Annotated in this window: 15 protein-coding genes; 3 read left to right on the top strand and 12 right to left on the bottom strand. The window is 41.0% G+C overall.

Annotated elements, in window-relative coordinates; translation table 11 throughout:
• Nucleotides 1-52 precede the first annotated feature (52 nt).
• The gene (locus bsdcttw_RS00710) at nt 53-1222 is read left to right on the top strand and encodes an iron-containing alcohol dehydrogenase (protein ID WP_185257550.1); all 1170 of its coding nucleotides are present in this window, start codon (nt 53-55) and stop codon (nt 1220-1222) included.
• Nucleotides 1223-1457: 235 nt separating this feature from the next.
• On the opposite strand, the gene bsdcttw_RS00705 is transcribed toward bsdcttw_RS00710, so the two are convergent.
• From bsdcttw_RS00705 to bsdcttw_RS00665, 9 genes are all read right to left on the bottom strand, one after another.
• Nucleotides 1458-3302, bottom strand: coding sequence for a beta-N-acetylhexosaminidase (locus bsdcttw_RS00705; protein WP_185257549.1), 1845 nt, complete (start codon nt 3300-3302; stop codon nt 1458-1460).
• Nucleotides 3293-4195, bottom strand: a complete 903-nt coding sequence (locus bsdcttw_RS00700) for a Gfo/Idh/MocA family protein (protein ID WP_185257548.1) — start codon at nt 4193-4195, stop codon at nt 3293-3295. Before bsdcttw_RS00700 ends, bsdcttw_RS00705 begins: the two co-directional genes overlap by 10 nt.
• Nucleotides 4196-4222: 27 nt before the next feature.
• Entirely contained in the window at nt 4223-6634 is a 2412-nt protein-coding gene (locus bsdcttw_RS00695; protein ID WP_185257547.1) for a glycoside hydrolase family 9 protein, read from the bottom strand.
• 12 nt (nt 6635-6646) lie between these two features.
• On the bottom strand, nt 6647-7438 hold the full coding sequence (locus bsdcttw_RS00690; RefSeq protein WP_207726472.1) for a ThuA domain-containing protein: 792 nt from the start codon (nt 7436-7438) through the stop codon (nt 6647-6649).
• A gap of 35 nt (nt 7439-7473) precedes the next feature.
• On the bottom strand, nt 7474-8199 hold the full coding sequence (locus tag bsdcttw_RS00685) for a 6-phosphogluconolactonase (RefSeq protein WP_185257545.1): 726 nt from the start codon (nt 8197-8199) through the stop codon (nt 7474-7476).
• Between the two features lie 22 nt (nt 8200-8221).
• Complete coding sequence (locus tag bsdcttw_RS00680; RefSeq protein WP_185257544.1) at nt 8222-9172, bottom strand: ROK family protein; 951 nt, start codon at nt 9170-9172, stop codon at nt 8222-8224.
• 121 nt (nt 9173-9293) lie between these two features.
• Complete coding sequence (locus bsdcttw_RS00675; protein WP_185257543.1) at nt 9294-10913, bottom strand: DUF3502 domain-containing protein; 1620 nt, start codon at nt 10911-10913, stop codon at nt 9294-9296.
• A 109-nt stretch (nt 10914-11022) separates the two neighbouring features.
• Nucleotides 11023-11925, bottom strand: a complete 903-nt coding sequence (locus tag bsdcttw_RS00670) for a carbohydrate ABC transporter permease (RefSeq protein WP_185257542.1) — start codon at nt 11923-11925, stop codon at nt 11023-11025.
• Nucleotides 11926-11979: 54 nt separating this feature from the next.
• Nucleotides 11980-12939 (bottom strand): ABC transporter permease, encoded by a 960-nt coding sequence (locus bsdcttw_RS00665; protein WP_185257541.1) that lies wholly within the window; start codon nt 12937-12939, stop codon nt 11980-11982.
• Nucleotides 12940-13268: 329 nt separating this feature from the next.
• On the opposite strand from bsdcttw_RS00665, the gene bsdcttw_RS00660 reads away from it, so the two are divergent.
• Nucleotides 13269-14339: a LacI family DNA-binding transcriptional regulator gene (locus bsdcttw_RS00660; RefSeq protein ID WP_225903755.1), complete on the top strand. Its 1071-nt coding sequence runs from the start codon at nt 13269-13271 to the stop codon at nt 14337-14339.
• Between the two features lie 21 nt (nt 14340-14360).
• Entirely contained in the window at nt 14361-14561 is a 201-nt protein-coding gene (locus bsdcttw_RS00655) for a hypothetical protein (protein WP_185257540.1), read from the top strand.
• A 154-nt stretch (nt 14562-14715) separates the two neighbouring features.
• Here the strand turns inward: bsdcttw_RS00655 and bsdcttw_RS00650 are convergent, their stop codons facing one another.
• From bsdcttw_RS00650 to bsdcttw_RS00640, 3 genes are all read right to left on the bottom strand, one after another.
• Nucleotides 14716-15351 carry a GyrI-like domain-containing protein gene (locus bsdcttw_RS00650; RefSeq protein WP_185257539.1) on the bottom strand — a complete coding sequence of 212 codons (636 nt, stop codon included), beginning with the start codon at nt 15349-15351 and terminating at the stop codon, nt 14716-14718.
• A gap of 272 nt (nt 15352-15623) precedes the next feature.
• On the bottom strand, nt 15624-16514 hold the full coding sequence (locus tag bsdcttw_RS00645) for a serine hydrolase domain-containing protein (RefSeq protein WP_185257538.1): 891 nt from the start codon (nt 16512-16514) through the stop codon (nt 15624-15626).
• Nucleotides 16515-16527: 13 nt separating this feature from the next.
• On the bottom strand, nt 16528-17661 hold the full coding sequence (locus bsdcttw_RS00640; protein WP_185257537.1) for a YcjF family protein: 1134 nt from the start codon (nt 17659-17661) through the stop codon (nt 16528-16530).
• Nucleotides 17662-17673 lie beyond the last annotated feature (12 nt).

Below are 17673 nucleotides of genomic sequence, written 5' to 3'. Positions count from 1 at the left end.
GTTTATGGGTTTCTGGCTAAAAACCCAAATAATCAGAAAAAGGATGCAGCATATGAATTTTAATTATTTTATCCCTACGAAATTACTATTTGGCAAGGGCCAGCTTAATAATCTTCATTTAGAAAAACTCCCGGGAAAAAAAGCCCTTATTGTGATTTCCTCCGGAAAATCAATCCGGGAAAATGGATATTTGGACAGGCTTGAGAAAGAACTTGTCCTTGCAGATGTTTCCTATGCCGTATTTGATAAGATTCTTCCCAATCCAATTAAATCCCATGTAATGGAAGGCGCTGCCTTTGCAAAGAAAGAGGGCTGTGATTTTGTCATCGGCCTTGGAGGCGGCAGCAGTATTGACTCAGCCAAGTCTATTGCCGTTATGGCAGCTAATGAAGGAGACTATTGGGATTATATTGGCGGTGGCAGCGGAAAAGGACTTCCCGTACCTAATGCCCCCCTTCCTGTAGTAGCTATTACTACTACGGCTGGTACCGGTACGGAAATTGATCCCTGGACTGTTATTACGAAAGAAGATACAGAAGAAAAGATCGGCTTTGGCTATGATAAGACTTTCCCGGTTCTCTCCGTTGTCGACCCGGACTTAATGCTAACCGTTCCGCCCCACCTGACCGCTTATCAGGGTTTTGATGCCTTATTTCATAGCACTGAGGGGTACATCAATAAAACTGCTTTTGTTATGAGTGATATGTATGCCTTAAAAGCTATTGAATTAATCGGAAGAAGCCTTCCCTCTGCCGTAAAGAATGGCAAGGATGACAAAGCCAGAGAAGAGGTTGCTCTTGCCAATACTCTATCCGGCATGGTAGAATCCACCTCCGGCTGCACCTCCGAGCACTCCTTAGAGCATGCTTTAAGTGCTTATCACCCAAGCCTGCCTCATGGAGCAGGTCTCATAATGATAAGCCGCGCTTATTATACTCATTTTGCTATGTCCCATAGCTGTGATGATAGGCTTATTCATATGGCAAAGGCATTAGGTAAGAAAGATGCGAAGGAGCCTATGGATTTTGTATATGCCCTTACAGAATTACAGGAGGCTTGCGGGGTTTCGGAGCTTAAGATGTCTGATTACGGAATAAAAGAAGCAGAACTGAAAAAGTATGTGGAGAAGGCTTATGAAACCATGGGCGGGTTATTCGAGGTTGACCCGGCTCCGCTTACAAAAGGAGACTGCCTTGCGATATTAAGGGCGTCTTACCGCTAAAAGAATAAATAGATAAGGGAAGTATTTCTATAACAAAGGGCTGCAGGAATAGAAGGCTCCGGTGAGATGTCTTGACATACTACACTTTTTGAGTGAGGCAAGATATCTCTCCAGAGCTTCCTTTCATGACAGCCCCTTATCTTTTGCTAATGTATCTTTTGCTAATGCATCTTCTGTTAATGTATCTTTTGCTAATATATCTTTTGTTAATGTATCTTTTGTTAATGTATCTTTGCTAATTTAATTTTCTTAAATAATCCGCATACCAGAATATAACCTCACCAATACGGTAAAGCTCCGCTTCTTTACTGGTACTGCGCCATAGTTTCTTATATTCATGATACCAATATTCCAGGCGTACAGCCAGTTCATTAATCTCTTCTTTCTTGATTACGGTATCACAGCCGGATACGACCCCGCCGATTTCATTCCACAGCTTAATGCCTTCTGCCGCCAGAATATAAGCGCCATAAAGACTTCGTTTTTCTCTCTTTGCCCCTGAAATAATTTCATATATCCTTTGAATTGCTTTCTCTAAAAGAGCATTTGCTATTCTTACCTTTTCCAGGGTTATTTCTTTTAATACCGGTGAATAGGGCTCACGTTTAAGCTGCCCTGTTTTGAGCTCCTTAAAGCAGATAACTTCAAACCAGGATACCACAACCGCCTCATCCAGCTGAGAGATAATATGCAAGAATTGCTTTGATGGGTCTCCATATTCCAGATAGGATATAGATTCGTTTAAAGCTTCGAATTCGGGAATATGTTCATTCCACGAGTTCACTGCCCCGTATATTAGGCCAGCAGTAGAAAATTCTGGGTGATTGATGTGCCCAAAGTCACCCCAATCCGTATTTAAAATACCTATGGCTCCATATTTTCTTCCGAAAGAACACATTCTTTTGATGTTATCATAGGAAGTTCTTAAATCATTTATCAGCCGGTTCCAGCCACTGACTCCCGGACATATATACTGTGTTGCCCCAGCCATTGCAAGTTTTTTTGTGCCTTCCTCACTATGGTCAGGCGCATAGCCCCAATTCAAGCAGATAGTTTCCTTCGGCAACTCTTGAATTGCCTCGGGTATCTCACATATGATATCTCCCCAAAACATGGGTATTTTTTTCATAGAGATAATAAATGCACAAATCCGTTTCAAAAAGATAATATACATTTCATTGGTCCCGATTTTATCTGAAAGGCCCTTACTTCTCCCTTTTCCAAGGTCAAAGGTCTCATCTGCACAGATGTTAAAAAACTGCGATGAAAATAGGGGCATATATTCTTCTATCATTCTGACAACAAATTGAAAACTTTCTTCTGAGGATATGTCCAGAGTATGATGTGCCATTCGTTCATAAAAAGAGAAGGGTTCCTGATCTGAATTCTCAAGTTCACATAAATGGGCATATGTATGGGTTCGCAAAACCTTATATAGATGGCCAAAGCTTGCAATAGAAGGAATAAGGTCAATATGGAGATTCTTGCAGTAGCTGTCAAATTCAAGTATTTCCTCCGCTGTAAGCGGCGTATCATCACGCCATACTTCACTGAAATCACGGAACAAGAAACTATGTTCAATATACAGCTGCAGCTGATTCAGCTTATAGTAAGCAGCTTTATCTGCCAGTGCTTTCAGGGTTTCCAGCGTTGGTATTCTGCCTCTGGTAATATCATGATAATAACCACGATTCGCCATATCCGGAAAGTCCTTTATCTCAACTCCTTGCAGTACTGCTCCCTGCTCTTTTATAATCTGTCTAAGAGTTTGGATTCCATAAAGAATTCCGGCATTGCTCCCGCCGCTTATTTCCACCCCTAATTCTGTAATAGACAGATGATATTCCTCTGTTTTTAAAGTATTATTAAAGGAGAAAAAGATATTTCCCTCTGTCTTGCTTCCCTTGCTGATAGGACAATCAAATCCCAATTCCTGATAAATAGCTTTTTTCAATATCCGGGCATGTAAAAAGGTCTGGGAATCACTCTCAGGGGATAAAATTATCCTACAGTTATAACATAATCGAAAGCATTTCTCCCCAGTAAACTTAATACAAACCGGCTCAGGTATTAAATACATTCTATCTCCTTATTCTGCATTACACTGCTGTTGTACTTTATAGTAATCCATTCGCCGGGGTTTTGTATTGCCCATCTGCCGGCCTGCTGCATTGCCATAATCTCCAAGGTCTCTTCCTTGGCAACCGGAAGCTGCTCCCTGTCTTGAAAGAAATGCAGTAATTTATTCATAAAATTCATATAGTAGTCCGAAACAGCAATTTCCTTAATACCCTCTCTTTTTGTTGACGCAAATAAATGAAAGGGCATTTTATTGCCTTGAGTAAAGGTACACATTCTGCCCGTCTCATACTGATACAGAATATGAACAGCTTCACCGGACAGATGAGCCTGACACCTAATAGCACCCGGTCCCATTAAAGCTTCTAACATCTCAAACTGATGAATCGAATAGTTTACCATATCTCCCGGACCGGTGGTAGAACAATACTCTATTTCCTCTGTCTCCATTTTTTGAAAACTTAAAAGTTCCATGCAAAAACGTTGGGCAGAGCAAGTAAACACTGGTGTATGATATTCTTCAGCTAACCGGAACATTCTGGCTGCCGCCTCAAAGGTAGGAGCAAATGTCTTATCACAATAAACCGGTTTTCCGCTCTTTAACGCTTCCTGTGCCAATGACTCATGAGGCAGGCAATCATCCGCGCACATTACCATGATAGCATCCACACTCTCAATGAGCTCCTCATAGGTTTTACAATGAATACAATTATATTTTTCGCACCAGGCCTCGGTCGTTAAGCCATATACGGCATCCGGATGATCCATTTCTGCAAAGGCATGTGTTACTTTGGCATCTATCCCGTATAACTCTGCTGCCAGCAGAAGATACTCCGGATAATGATTGGAATGCCAATTATCCAGGTATTGATCCACAAATCCTATTTTTATCATCACAACCTCCATGCTGTAAAAGATATGTTATCTTTCATTCTGATATATTTTAGCCAGCAGCCATAGCCACCTGCAGGCAGAAGAGGTCCAAACCTCTTTATATGTTGCATTATTGTTATGGGGCCAATAGGGAATATCTTCATTTTCATTTGTCTGAATACCTACCGGCAGTTCTCCTGTCATTTCACCAGGCATAACCGCATATTGCTGAGCGTAACGTTCCCCTTCCCCATACATCAGGGACTGATGAAAAGGATTTCTGCCGCCAATCCAATAAAGCTGTTCTTTGGCAAATGACAGCAATTCCTTATCCTTTAGATATGCTCCTGCTACGGCAGCTCCCTTACCCATGGCAAGATGGATAGCCGTATTCCCGCGAAAAGAGAACCAGACCGGAAAATTACGAACATAATAACCGTCCTTTAATTCAACTCCCGCTTTAAGCTGCTTCTGATAATTAACCTTCTGTTCCTCGTAATCCACCAGAAGATGCATTATTTTAAAAGTGTCCTTATATTCTGTTTCACTTTCATGGTATAAGCCTGCCGGTATCATATGATAAGGACTAGCATATTCCATTAGTTGTTTCAAATACTCCCCGTAAAGCTGTATACCCCGCTCCCACTTCGGTAAATCCGAATGTTCCGGCTGAGAAAGGCATAAGCGCTCCAGTGCCTCTATAAACATATACTCCCTTGATTGATGGCTGTAGTGAACAATTTCCTTCCTGCTCTCATCCCGATAGAAAAACCCGGTAAATTCACCGGCCTTTACCTCCTGCTCCTGACAATTAAGAAGTCTCTCTCCGTACAAGGCAGCCTTGCCACTATAGACTTCATCCTTCGTCTGCTCAAAAAGAATAGAGGAAGTCCAGACAATTAAGGAATAGTACTGGGATTTTGAAGAGGAGTAGGTATGCTCCCACATAATCGGCAGCTCCATCCCCACTTCTTCAAATCGGTTAATGCCAAAGGTATAATCTTCTTTTGCTGCCTCCAGGCATTTCCAGGCAAGCTCTTTGTCCTTATCCGCCAACAATTTGGAGGCCACTGCGCAAATCCCGCTGCACAGAAGATTTTCGAAGGCATGGTTATGACAGCGCACCTCCACATCATCCTCATCCCCGATACGATTGTTGGTCCAGCGAACCAATCCCGCACTGGTGGCGCGGTACCCGTCTCCGAATCGGCTGTTCAGGACAAATTCCAGTCCCCACATAGCTTCTTCCAAAAGACGTTCTTGAAGCAGGGTTCCATAAATATCCTGCTCAGTTTTGTGCTCTTTTATCTTTTGTTTTTCAAGGGCGTCTGCCATCTCTAGCAACGCCAGGGTTACCTCTGCCGTATGAATCAACTGCTGTGACATATCCCCTGCATCATGCCATCCTCCCCCAAAGGACAGGAGCGTTCCATTATGCTTCGCCACAACATCCTGATGACATTTTCCATGCTTTCCGGGAACGGGGTAACCGCATCTTTCACAGAATATAAAATTAATTACCTTCCAGAGAGCTTCCTCGAAAGCATTTTCAGAAATAGGAAAAGGTCTTGTCTCCAATCCATCACAGCGGAGAATATAGGTTCCTTCTTTCGTTACCTCGGAAAAATCCATGATAAAATATTCTGACCCTTGAAAGACCTGCTGTCTTACCCTGTCTTCATAAATTATCTTATGGGTATCTGCCTCCAAAAGTTGAAACGTCTCTGATTTTCTAGCAGTAACTGCAAATTTTTTGCCGATACTAAAGTAACCGGAGGAAGAATATGAGATTTTTTCAGTACTGCAGAGCCAACCTTTGTCCGGCTCCGGTTCCATTACCTTTTGAAGATATACCTTTCGAATGTAAAAAGTGACCTTATCACCGGAGGAGGTATCTTTTCCATTCAATCTGCAGCTAAAATCCAGTTCTGTGATCTCATCCCTTCCCATACTTCCGAATTCCCAGAGGCATGGGTTCCATTCACCATTTTTCAGATTAACGACATGGGTGCCTTCTCTGTAATATTCATCAGGAACCTTCACTTTACCTTCATTTCGGATTCCTAGATTTAAGTTAACACTGCGTACTCCCTCACAAACCGGCTTAACCTCAAATACCATACAGTGGAATTGCTCCCAATTTTCATGTTCAAGTTCGATTCTAGCATGAACAGTTCCATAAAAAGCACAGTCTCCATCGGGACTCATGGCCTCCGGCCAGCAATAGGTAATAGATGTTCCCATAAGCTTAATCGTCTGTGTGCCATCATTTGTTTCAACTGAAACGGTTCCTTCTCCGCTATGATGCAGTTTCGGATATATAGAGTCCGCCCATATAGGTTTGCGCTCCAAGACCTTTCTTTTTAGCAGACCGGTCTCCAATCTTCCGTCTTCATAAAGGGGTAACGGCCTATGTATAAATCCGCTCTGGATAAGCTCTTTACGAAACTCCTCTTTCATTATCGAATCCTCCTAGCACTCCTTCGTTACAAGTACCTGTCCGGTCACTGCCCATTCACAGCTTCTTAAGAACATGGCTTTAAACTCTGCAGGTTCCAGTGCAATTGTTGTATTTTCCGTCAGACCGTGCCCGGTATAAAAGGGCCAGACATGGCCCAAGATAAAGTTAACCGTATTACCCTTGCCGTAATTTCCAACCGTTAATACCGGTTCTTCATATCCGGTTCCCGTATGACCCCATCTGGATATCACTTCAGGATCAGAATAAGCGGTTGCAAGTACTTGCACCGGAACATTCCATGGGTTTTCCAGCCTGCAGAATAACTCGTCGGCTGTCCGGAAATTACCGACACCCTCTGTAATTGGATGTCTCCCTTTATCAGGCAGGTCTGATATCGTAATATCCCAGTAATTAAAATCACCGTGAGTTGCCGTCTCCCGCCACAAAAGCCCGATCATCTTCTCTATCTCAGGATTATTTCCAAAGCAGGGATGCAATCCGTGGTAGAATAAAACACCCTTCCCCTTCTTTACTTCTTCTGCCAGACATAACTCTATTTCCCTGTTAGACCAATACTCATCAGAGCAGAGAAAAATAAAAAGATCTGTCTTAGCTGCTTTTTCTTTGTTGAGCATATAGCTTTCAATGGAATATTCTGCTCCGGGATAGGTTCCTGCGGCTTCCACAAAAAAGAGCCCGGTTTCATTAAGCCAGCGGCTTAAAATCGTACATACCCGGTTTACATCATGTCCCATTGGACTTACAAATATCACTGCATTATATTTACACACACTAACACCCATGCCCTTTCCAACGCAATTCTACATACATACTCTAATTATAGCATTGATGCTGCCTCTGTATCCAATAAAACTTCACAGTTTGGATGCAGTTGTAATACAGATGCCGGAATATCAACGGTAACCGGCCCCTGAAGTGCCTTTTTGATAATCTCTGCTTTTTGTCTTCCCTTTGCAATAAGGACAACCTTTCTCGCCTGCATAATGTTCTTGATCCCAAGAGTCAGACCCCCAAGATAATAATTCTCGTCTACCTTGGTCTCCCTGCGAACTTTTTCCTCAAATATCGGATCCATTGGAGAGACCCAGGTCGTACTTTCAAAGGGTGTTCCCGGTTGATTGATACCGATATGCCCATTCCAGCCAATACCAAGCATCTGAAGATCAATCCCGCCCGCTGCCTCTAATGCCTGATCAAACTTTTTACACTCCAGTTCAAAATCCTCACTAAAAGTCGGCGGCATAATAAAATGTTCTTCCGGAATATTTAAGGAATCACACAACTGGCTTTTTATCATGGCATAGCAGCTGCCGGAATAGGTTCTTGGCAGATTAATCAACTCATCCACGTTAAAAACCTGTACCTTCGACGTATCAAAAGGATTCATTTTGTATATTTCGCTGACAATTCGATGCATATTCATAGTAGTCTGCCCGGTTGAAAGCCCAATCAAGCTCTCCGGCTTTGACAGCATCTGACCGATAATTTTCCATGCTGCTATCTGATCAAACCTTTGTTCATTTTCTGCAATTATTATATTCATACTAATTCTCTCCTTAAATATATTATTTTTGATGTTGAAGTCCAATTAGTCCGATTGCGCCAGCACCTATCAATCCGACAAATCTTGGGTCGAAGCTGGATAAAATAACTCCGTTTTTTACACCGCGCATGGTTGCTGGATTCAATTTTTCTTTGATTCTCGGCAGAAGCCAGCCGTCACTAACTAAACCGCCACCCAAAATAATCGTATCCGGATCTGAAACTCTTACCATATTCATAATTAAATTAGCTAATTGATCTTCAAGCTGTTGGGTTAATTTATGGCATAAGGGGTCGCCTTCCTCCGATAAACGAAATACTTCAGCCGCATTGACTCTGTTTCCTTCACTCGGTCTGCTAAGCTTTGTTTCAAAATCATCATATAAACAAAGCGCCTGGGCATGTAAACCCGACCCGGAGGCGAGACTCTCAACACATCCCTTTCTGCCGCAAATACATTGGTTTTCTCTTGTGAGATCAATCACACTATGCCCAACCTCACCACTGTTGTTATTTGCTCCCCGAATTAATCTTCCTTCTGATACAATTCCTGCGGCTATGCCGGTTCCGATATTTAAGTAGATAAAATTCTGGCTATCCTTACCATGACCAAATATCATCTCCGCACCAGTTGCACATTTTACGTCATTATCTATATAAGCGGGTATATTCAATTTCTCTGAAATAAGCTTCCCAAGGGGAATTGGATTTGTCTCTATATGGTCCATTGATTTCCATATCCCGTTTTCATAATCAACTACACCCACAACGCCTGCGCCAACTGCTGCCGGAGATCCTATAAATCCAACTTTGCTGATATAGTCGTTTAAACACTCCAGAACTCGGTCCGCTGCTTCCCTGTGATTCTTAATACCGGTTTCATACCTTTTCATCCCCAATATGTTCCCCTGCATATCAATCTCACCGATTAACAGCTTTGTACCTCCAAAATCACAACCAATAAAACTATCCATATTTCCCTCCAAAGATAAGTATCCTATAAAATAAAGGCTGTCATATTAGCATGATTGCAACGATAGTACATGACTATTTCTGGCAGCCTTTCTTTCTCTATTTATTTACATTTGTATTACATTATTTTTTATTAAACTCCTGCATCTGGCGTTCTACTTCCTTCATATAATCCTCGATGCCGGCATTGGTTAAAGCATCACGGTACTGTTTTACGGCATCTGCCGGATCACCCGCTTTACCGAATTGAATTGCCGGAAGCCAGGTGGTTCCAGCCTCATTTATTGCTGTTACCTGTGCATTCATATTAGAAGTATCTACAATAAAGGAACCCCAGGGATTCATTCGTGTCCAAGGCTTAATCATAGCATTAATTTCATCGATTTTGTCTTTATATGGATTAAATTCCGGCACTTCAAGAGCATCATTTCTGGTACTCCACATATCCCAATAATAAGAATCCTTCTCTTCCTTGTAGCTGGCAGGCTTTTCACGATATCCGTCTTTATTGATAACGTATTGCTCTCCTTCAATACCATACTGGGTCAAACGGTAAACTTCAGGATCATATTGAAACAAGTCATACATCATAAGAGCTCTTTCCGGGTTCTTTGCATTTGCAGTAATGGAGCAGGCATCCTGGGTTACAACGTCAGAAATCGCAAAACCTCTTTTTTCATCAAAGAAAAATCCGCCTAACTCAGCCTTCGGATTTTCCTTTGCCATCTCCTGGAATAAAGGATAATAGTTAGCTACGTTAACACTGTAGAGTCCGGAGTTTCCTGCAAGAAACGCAGCTTTTGTATCAACGGTAGTTGACATTACATCATTGGGCCAAAATCCTGCATCGCCCCACTCCTTCATTTTCACAGCAAAATCAAGAAATTTATCATCAAATACCGGTGAAACGGAAGTCCAGGGTTCATCGATACTTTTATTTGTTACCGGTACTGCCATACCTACGCTGCCGGCACCTAAAACATAATCGGTATCCTGGCGCAGCCACATAGCATATAATTCATTGGAGCCTGCACTTCCGCCTACATTGTATGGAATTACACCCGGTTTATTTGCTAAAATCGCTTTGCAGTATTGTTCTAATGTATCAGTGGAGTCCACTTTATCGATTCCAAATTCTTTTGCCCAGTCTGCGCGGTAAACGAATAACGGAGTGGATAATTGCCATTTTCTATGTTCCGGCAGTGCAACAATTTTCCCCTTGTAGGTACAGCCTTCCCATTCTTCCTTTTTCGTATCTGCCCACAACTGGGGTGCGTAATGGGGAAGCATCTCTGTCAGGTCCATAAATGCACTTTTTTCTGCATTGTCCCATAAATTCAACCAGGTTGAACTTGTGAATATAAGATCAATATCGCTGCCGGAAACCAATTCCATCTGGTATTTTGTAGCATAGTTATTCCATTCAATCCACTGAATATCCAGCTCTGCATTCAGCTTTTCCTTAAAGATCTTATTTAGCTGTTCCAGCACTCTTTTGTCAGCGCCACCCTTTGGGGGGTCACCTAAAACTAACATCTTAACGGTAACAAATTTTGAGGTATCAACTTTCCCGTCTATGACAGGCGTATTTCCGCTGGGACCTTTATATTTATTCTGTCCGGCAGCATCCCCTGATTCTGTTGTTTTGCCTGTAGTTTCCTTTGAATCGGATTTACCGCAGCCCGTAAAAGAAAAAACTATCAGAACGAATACTAAAAACATTGAAATCCATCTTTTTTTCATTTTATATCTCCCATACTATAGTTTTTGAATCTAACTACTTTATATTGAACCCCAATCAATCCAGCCAACCTGCGCACAATCGGTCAGACCAAATGGAATTTTCAATAACTTATCCTTTCACGGCTCCAACGGTAATACCGGATATAAAATACTTTTGTACCATGGGATACGCAAGGATGATAGGTCCCGTGGCCAAAACAGCCGTTGCCATCTTGACTGTTTCTAAGGGCAGGTTCTGGGCTAGAATATTACGTCCTGCCATGGAATTTTTTAGATATTCCGCTCTGTTAATAAGATTGTAGAGCAAAAGCTGCAGAGGTCTGTAAGCAACACTGCTATCCAAAAATAACATGGAATTATACCATTCATTCCAATAGCCTAATCCGATAAATAAACCGATTGTAGCAAGTGCCGGCTTTGACATTGGAAATATTACTCTTGTGAAAGTTACAAACGGAGATGCACCGTCGATATTTGCCGCTTCACTGACGCTATGAGGAATGGAGTTGCGAATAAAATTCTTCATCATAATGATGTTCCATGCACTAAGAAGGGATGGTAATAATATCGCAAGGTAATTATTCTTCAGATGAAGATATCTCGTCATTAAAAGATAAAACGGTACCAACCCGCCGGAAAACAGAGTTGTAAAAAACAGAAATAACGAGACTTTATTTCTGCGCTGGAAATCTGGTCTTTGCAAAACATATCCGGTCATAGCAGTAATAAATAATCCCAAAGTGGTTCCAATAATCGTTAAGAGTACCGTTACAATATAGGAACCTACAATTTCATTGCTTCCACCCAGAATAATCTGATAGGCATAGACTGTAAATTGTTTCGGCAGCAAATGATACCCCTGAGTAACTAAGACTTTTTCATTTTCAAAAGAAGCCGAAACCATGATAAGAAAGGGCAGCAAACATGATATGGCTAGAAACGAAATAAATAAATATCCAATAATCCGGATAATCCGGCCCGATAAATCACCCTTTTTTTTGTTTTTCTTCATTATTGGCTCCCATCTGCGTACTTTAACGCGTACATAATTAAGGGCTGTTCTGTCCTAAAATAATGCATAGTCGGGCTCTATCTTTTTCACAATCATATTGGTGGTCATTACCAGGACAAAACCAAATATGGATTGTACAAAGGATACCGCTGCTGCTGTGCTGAATTGAAAATTATTTGTCATTGCCCGGAACACATAGGTTTCAAGCACATCCGTAGAATTATGTAATACCACATTACTGCTGCCAACCATATTGTAGAATAAATCAAAATTCCCTCTTAGTATTCCTCCAATTGACAAAAGAACTAAGATAATAAATGTTGGTTTCAGGCTGGGTAAGGTAATATAACGTATTTTCTGAATGGTACTGGCTCCATCTACCTGCGCTGCTTCCAGGATTTCATGGTCCAAACCGGTAAGTGCTGCAAAATACACAATAGAACCATATCCCGCTCCCTTCCACAGGTTTACGATTACTAATATTGCCGGCCACACGGATGGCGTAGAGTAGATTTGTGCTTCATTTCTACCCAGGCTCATTAAAAAATGATTTAAGATACCGTTGGTACTATTAAAAATTGCAAAGCTAAACAGACCAACCAAAACATAGGAAATGAAATTTGGTAAAATTAAAAGTGATTGAGACAGCTTTCGGAACTTTTTATTACGGATTTCATTCAGCAATACCGCTATTGCTATCTGAATGAGATGGCTGGTAACCAGAAAGGCAAGGTTATACAAAACTGTATTTCTAATCAGCACTCCCAGTTTTCCAGACAAAGTAATAAATTTCAAATTATCCAGTCCTATAAAGGAACTTCCAAAGATACCTTTGTTGTAGTTAAAGTTTGTAAAGGCTACATAAATACCAGGCATCGGAAGATAAGCAAATATCAAAAAATACAAAATTGCAGGAATACACATAATCAGAAATGCCTGATCCTTGCGCAGAGAGACTGCCCACTTTCCAAATCCCTTCTTTTTATCTGCAGATTCTTTTTTACTTAATTTCATTTATCCATCACCCCTTTCGTTTTTTGTAAACGTTTTCACAAGCAGAAATATATCACACGGATTTTTGATTGTCAATAGTGAGTTCAGAATTATTTTTGTAATATTTATCACTATAATTCGATATTATCATTGTCTTATTGGCTACTTTTAAGAGTTTCTTACATTGAAACAAAATAAAATCTTTGTGAATATTTGAAAACGTTTACATTGTCATTGATTTTTTTTAAGGACTATGCTATATTATTGATAACGAGAATAGAAATGAACGCTTATGAATCATATATGATAGATTTGCCATAGAAAAGCAGACTGCAGAAAGGATGTAATAATTGGGAGACAAAGAACATATCACAATAAATCAAATAGCCGATGAAGCACAGGTATCAATTGCCACAGTTTCCCGTGTCATGAATGGAAACACCTCTGTCTCAGCAGAACGCCGAAAGCGTGTTGAAGAGGTGATTCAGAAATACAATTTTTCTCCAAACGCACTAGCCAGGGGGTTAATCTCTAAGCAAACAATGACTATTGGTGTTGTTCTGCCTGATATTTCTAACCCGTATTTTTCATCTATGTTCTTAGAAATCGAGCGTTTTTCCTTAGAGGCCGGTTACACCCTGCTTCTTTGTAACACCTTGTTTGGCGGTTCTTCCCACGGAATTCGTAATACCAGAGATGAGGCGTATTACTTTCAGATGTTAGTAGAAAAACAGGTGGACGGAGTCCTTATTATAGGCGGTCAAGTGGATTTAGTTACTGTAGATGTGAATTACAAGCAAGCGTTAAAAAGATTATCCGACCAGCTTCCCGTTGTTGTAATTGGTAAAGAAATAGAAGATACAAATTGTGTGTTTATACATCCGGAAACCGGACAGGGAGTTACCCTGGCAATAAATTATCTTTACATGCTCGGCCACAGGCAAATTGCCTTTGTAGGCGGTCAGCCTAATGTAACTATTACAGATATTCGTGTAAACGCTTACAAAAGCGCCTTAAAGGAACTTGGCTTATCCGTCGACGAACGGTTGATCTCCCTTTCCGATTATTATTCAAAGGACGGATATTCAGCTATCAATACCTTAGTCAGCAGAAATGTACCTTTTACAGCCTTTCTGGCTATTAATGATAATGTAGCCATCGGCTCGGAGCGTGCCTTGCAGGACTTGTCCATAAAGGTACCGGAAGAAGTTGCTTTCATAAGCTGCGATCAATTTGAAAACGGAGAATTTCATATCCCAAGGCTGACAAGTATCAATCAGCATCATGATTTACTAGGTAGACTGGTAATTAATACTTTAATTAACATTATCGGAGGGAACAGCAGTCCCCCAAAGTTTTCACTGGCACCGGAATTGGTAATTCGAGAAAGCTGTGGTACTCATCTTGGTATCAAGCGTTAACTAACTAAGAAAGGAACTAACATGAATCGTACAGAATATTTCAAGACACTAGAACAAATTTATGAAGACCTGGAGAATCCTAACGGCAATTTTCAGGCATCCTACCCTACCTCCCAAGAAGAGCTGGAAAGCCTTAAAAAATATGCCGCAGTATCTCTTATGGTTACTGACCGTTATTATAGTAATTTATCTAAACTGATGTCGGAGCACAATACTTTATAAAGTTGTTGAGCATAGCAAAAGTACTCTGGTTTCCTTATCTTTACGAATAAACGGACACCAGAGCACTTCTTTATTTTAACAATCTTATACTTTTTTTATTACTCCTTTTTATTACTACCTTTTTTATTATATCACTTTATTATAACGTATATTATCATATCCTTTTTACCGGATACCGAAGAATAGTCTTCCTGCTTGAAGGTGTTCCTTTTCGAGGGTCAGAAAGATATATCTCGTGATGTTTCCTTTCCTCCGATAAATCGAACACCATACCATTAGTCTCTATGAATTTTCTCATTTTTTCAAGTGTCGCCGGCTCATCATCATAACTTCCAAGATGCATGCACTGTACACATAAGCCCTCTGTAAATGATACAAATCTTGCCTTTTCCAATAACATCTGGGGCTTCTTCCTTCTGGTAAGTTCTAATGCAATTTTAAAAACTGCCTCATCCACAAATTCAGGCTGACGAATCATGGATGTCCAAACAAACTTTGATTTCTTATTAACATCGTAGTCTTCATTGTCTTCTATTTCCCAGAAGCCCTCCAGGGGAGGTACCACATATTCAAAATAACCAATCGATTCCTCTTTTTTCAAAGACATCTTAATTGTATAGGATAATGCATAGAGAATCTCCACTGCCTGCTGATACTCCCCATCAGGCTCATTGGGATCTCCGTGTCCATCCACCTGTATGAAATTCATTTGGGGAACTTCAATCGCGGTAGGAACTGTCCCAGGCTGATATAACTCTTTAAATGCTTTTTTGTAGTCCACCTTATCCATATCCTGCTCCTTTATTTGTTTAATAAAATTCCTGATTCTATTTCTACTATACCTGATAAAAGAGGACAACTATATGTCATGTTCTAAATTTTTTTCAAAATACCATTCTGTTTGTAGATTTTATCCCTTCAGTTAATTTCTCTCCGGATAGAAGTTTACACCTATAATACCCCTGCATAGCATAGCACTCCAGCTAAATATCTAAACTGCTCTTTCGTTTCAACACCTTCCGCAATTACTGTTATCTCAGATTTTGGGCAATAGAAATTACTTTAAAGCTTAGATACTATCTGCTCCCAAACTGCTGAAAACACATCTCTGCTCTCCAGTGATTGAACTGCCACTACCGCCTCTTTCTGAGGCAGCACTATAACATATTGACCGAACTTGCCGTCTGCTCGGTAGGATATATGATCCGGATTAATCCAGAACTGATAGCCATATCCATTTTCCGGCTCTGATAAGTCTAAGCGGTTGGTAGTTGCTTCCTTCACATAGTCAGCGGGAACAACCTGTTTATTTCCGTATTTTCCGCCGTTTAGAAGCATTTCTCCGAAATTTGCCATCTCATCAATTGTCAGATACAGGCCGTTGGCAGCATGTACATGTCCCTTGGGGCAGAAGGTCCAATCGGGACTTAGGATACCCAAAGGTTTAAACAACCTGTTTCGCAGATATTCCAGTAAGTTCTGACCGGCTCTCTTTTCAATCAGACAACTGACCATATAGGTATTAAAATTACTGTATAGAAAACGGCTGCCCGGTTTATAAAGGAACTTCTGCTGAAAGAAAAATTCAATCCAGTCCTCTGTTGCATATCTCTGTGCATCATCCGCAAAGAATAGCGGCGATTCCAGCCCTGATGTCATAGTTAACATATCTCTTACCGTAATATGAAATAAATTCTCATCGGGATGCTCCGGCAAATATTCTTCAAAACTTAAATATACCTTCTCCTGTAGATCAAGCAGTCCTTCCCCTATAGCAATCCCCGCAGCCGCTGAGACAAAACTTTTGCTGGCAGACCAGGTATTCAGACGGGTTTTAGATTGAAGCCTCTGATACTCCTCTAGTATTTCACCCTGTTTTCTCACCTGTATATAATTAATAACCAGCCTTTCCTGATCTGCATAATTTAAAAATTCCTTCAATAAACCCGACATAACATCCTCCTAATTACTTCCTGTCTTTTAGTTCTTCTTTAAAGATTTCTTTCATCTCTGTCATGGCCTCTTTGCTGGAGATATCAGACGCCTTTATTTCCCCCAGACACATTCTCTCCATCAATCTGATATAGGCTTCTCCCAGTGCCGTGGTTATAAGTGCGGCTGTCCCTCCCGAGATAGCACCGCCAATAATAGTTCCAGCACCCGGAATAAGCTTAAATAAACCAGCCACGATAGACCGCCCTGCAAGAGTTGCTCCGGTAGTGCCAAGAATCGAGGTAATAAAAGAAGCGATGATACCCTTGTCCACTTTCAGGCCAAAGGCCACCGTGATAGAGGCAATCATTGCCACCTGGGTCGGTACAAGCAGTGCCGCATCGGCGAAAGGCACAGGGGTAAAGCCTTCGGCAAAGCTGGCTGTAACCGTAGTAGCAACCACACCTCTTGCATACTTTACCTTCTGTTTAACGGCTGCTCTTTGAACATTCTGGAGGGTGGGGATCAATTCCTCCCCTAACAGCTCCCCCATGATTTCAATCAGCTCCTCACCGCCATAAGCCTTTGCTATATATTCTTCATCTATTTCGTAATCCAGTGCCAATACCGGTACAATAGCACATACCGGCAGATTCAGGCTGTCGATATAGTCCTTGAATTCCTTCGCTTTTTTCTTTGAGAAGGATTTGGTCAATACGATAATAAGAGGCACCTGAATATCTTTATTGTCCTCTGTGAATTCTTTGATCCACTCTATCTCGTCTTCTTCGATACGGTCAGATGCCGTATTGATACAGTACCAGATACAATGAATGCATTTATTTTCATCCTTGGAATATAACCCTTCTTTGATTTTATCTATAATCTCGCCTTTGATCTCCTTCTGGGTATCACGCCCAAGCTCCAGGCCTTTGGTGTCATAGATGGTTAAGGGTACATCCTTTTTCGTAATCATCTGAATATGCTGGGTTACCGGTCTGCCTATTCCCGTCTGTGCAAGCTGCTCCCTGAAGATATAATTAATTAGCGTACTTTTGCCTACTCCCGTCTTTCCGGCAACTATGATATTAAGATTTTTCAGATTTTTAATTTTTTTATTGATTTCAGTAATGCACTGACTGGCTATATCTGAAATATTAAGCTCCATCTTTCCCTCTTC

This window comes from Anaerocolumna chitinilytica (genome assembly GCF_014218355.1).
Taxonomy (GTDB): domain Bacteria; phylum Bacillota; class Clostridia; order Lachnospirales; family Lachnospiraceae; genus Anaerocolumna; species Anaerocolumna chitinilytica.
The sequence above is the reverse complement of the archived record's forward strand: the minus strand, read 5'-3'. Positions and strand labels throughout refer to the sequence as shown.